Below are 2,857 nucleotides of genomic sequence, written 5' to 3' on the forward strand. Positions count from 1 at the left end.
CGGAGATTGTATAAGAGACAGCTGCGGATGCGGGGGTATGCCGTCTTGAAACCAATGGAAGCGGGTCCCCATTCACCCCCCCTGTGAACATTTCCTATCGAACGCGTGGGGCTCATTCTATATCCCCCGTCATGACCATAATCACGGAATTGCAGATATTCTTCGTCTTTATCCGGTGGCGGAGACACAGCACGCAGATGTTCCAGCACAACGGCGGTATGCCATAGGCGGGAACTGTCCATGGTCCATGCCGCATCCCAGACGGGGTGTCTCCCGGACGGAAAGCGTAAATTGGTAAGGCTCTTTACTTTAAGATCCTGCAAGGTGACTGCCTGGCAGGAAAACCTGTAAGAATAGATTTTATTGGTAACGTTGAAATAACCCGATTCCAGTTCATAGCGGCGTTGCAGATTCCTTCGGGCCTTCCAATAGATCCCGAAAGGTTCAGAACCACCGGACCACTGGATTTCCCCGTTATGTTCGTAAAAAGCTTCCCGGATCTCAAAAAAGGTGTCCTGATCAATAACATATGTGTGGGCACCACCCGGTGGGCACCCTGGCAATGGATCTGACATATCATCCCACAGAACCCAATACGCAGCCCCATTAAAATCATATCTCGCATCCCTCAGGATGATGGGTCCGGGGTGCAGCTCTGTACTTTCAAATACAAAATTGATATCTGTGTTCGTAAGGTTCCACCCGATAGGAACAAGAAATTCCATATCGCCATAGTCCATGTTGGTCCTGTAATACCTGAAAATCAATGCACACCTGAAAGTTGATTTGGAGCATGACCAGTCCTTCCATGACATAAGAGATCCCGCATTTAAATAGTCTAAAATATCGCCATCAAAACCCGGATTATTATAATCGCTCCGGTATTCACTAAAACTCCTCCTCGGGTGATGCCTCTGGTGCCTGTTTTCCTTTGTAAAGGCCTGTCCCACCTCCCCATTCCGTATAAAGTGCTTATGCCCCTGTTCCATTTCAAAATGCAGCCGCTGGCCATCGTCGTCATACTGCAAAATTCTTTTCAGATGCCTTGTATAGGGCCATGGTTCCCCCGTCTGCCACTTGGAGGGTGGGCCGTAGTTCAGACCCTCGGGCCAGCCTTCGGGCCATGGATCTCCCGTCTGCCAGCCCTCGGGGGCCTGCCAGGGGATGTCTGCAAAATCATCATTGACCACATCCCAGTACAGGGCACAGCGGTGGAAAACCACCCGCAGAATAATGGTGGTCACGCAGGGTCGTGGCTCTTCCACAAAGCCGATGACCACGGGTTTTTCCGGGTCCTGCTCCCGAAACGCCACCAGCACCGAATCCCCCTCCTCAAAGGCCGAGGCCCCGCAGGACATATACTCAATGGGTACCTCTTCCAGCAGCTCCAAACCATTGATGCCCATGCCGCCGATGTGGGATCTGGCATCATCCAGCCGTACCCGCCCCTTATGTGTGTCCAGATTCCTCTCCAGCAGAATCCCCGTCCGGACGGTGGGCTTCCATTTCTGCCATCCGGGGAAAAGGGTCCAGTTGAGTACGGCCTGCGCCGTGGTCATGGCCATGGCAGGCATGAGATACCCTTCGGGGAAATCCGGAGGCGTGGGCCGGGTTCCCGGTGCCAGCAGCACCTGCTCCGGCTCCCCGTTCACTTCCAAAGTAGCTACGGTGCCGGAAAGCCCCTGGGTGCAGTCCGCACACCAAACCTCCCGGATATCCTGCATCCGGTCATTTTTAAGATCCTGTAAAGTCTGCCGGCGGATCTCAAGGGTGAGAATCCGGGCATGGAGCCGCTGGAGCTTCAGCCTTCGGGAGCGGATGCCCACGGTCAGCTGGTTTTTTTCCTGCATCACTTTCTGAATACCCGCCATGGATGCGGAGGAGGGGTCTGCGGCCATGGCTTGCCTGTATGAAATGATGGCCGCGTCCAGCTTGTCGGACAGGGCTTTTTGCTCTGCTTCAAGGCCTGCCAGTTCTTCTTCCAGCAGGCTGGCCTCGGGCTGAATCTGTTCAAGGGTTTCTGTCAGCATCTGCATCTGCTGGTCCATGTGCTGCCAGTTTCTCAGAAGACGGACCCTGTATCTGCCGCCGCCAAGATCGGCTAAAATTTCTGATTCGGCCATGGTGTTCCTTTTCAAAAACACCCAAAAAGGGGTCACCCATTTAAAGGACCTGTCAAGTAAAAAAACACCTCTCCTGTTCAAGCGTCACCTCTTTTTTTGCTTGATTACGGTTAACTCAGAATGGTGCAGGTGGCCTGTCTGAATTCGCATCTGAAATTTCAATTTTATTGGGATGGCGGAATAATGATCCGCACCAGTCACCCATCGGGATCCAGGCTTGCTGTGTTCTGTTGTACAGAACCGGCAGCCCCCTCCGCCAGAAGGCGGACCAGAAAATCTTCAGTTCCGTATCGTGTCCAGTTGTTTTTATCAGACCATATGGTTTTTATAACCAGCCCCAAAATAGGTTCACGACACAGGCGAATCAAACTTTTGCAAATGCAGCCAGTCTGTTATTTAAAGGGAACAACAGCCCCCAATCAGACCCAGTGAGTTTGAATCAACCCCTTTACCGGCTAACTGCTGTTCCCAAAACGATATTTATTCAGTATGTCTCTGGAGGCTGGGTCCTCCAAAGCTCCCGGAAGATGAATGGGGACCCAAATTATCCCAGATTCATCTTCCGGGAGCTTTGGGTCGATAAACCTTCATCATCGGGGAGTTCTGAAACCATCCTCATCTTGTGTGTTAAAAAGCTTATTTGCATCATAGGGGACCTGATCTCTCATGATATAGTAAGAAGCTCTGGCGAGTTTATTACTCAGAGCTTTCAGCGCAACAACCCTGTTGAACGC

1 protein-coding gene is annotated in these 2,857 nt (G+C 51.9%); it reads right to left on the reverse strand.

The genetic code is table 11. The annotated features are described in order from the left end of the window. Positions 1-2,123, reverse strand: a 2,123-nt coding sequence (locus tag FIM25_RS16830; RefSeq protein WP_139451009.1) for a hypothetical protein, incomplete at its 3' end; no start/stop codon positions are given. Between the last annotated feature and the right edge of the window lie 734 nt (positions 2,124-2,857).

The sequence above is a fragment of the Desulfobotulus mexicanus genome, from assembly GCF_006175995.1.
In the GTDB taxonomy this organism is placed as follows: Bacteria; Desulfobacterota; Desulfobacteria; order Desulfobacterales; family ASO4-4; genus Desulfobotulus; species Desulfobotulus mexicanus.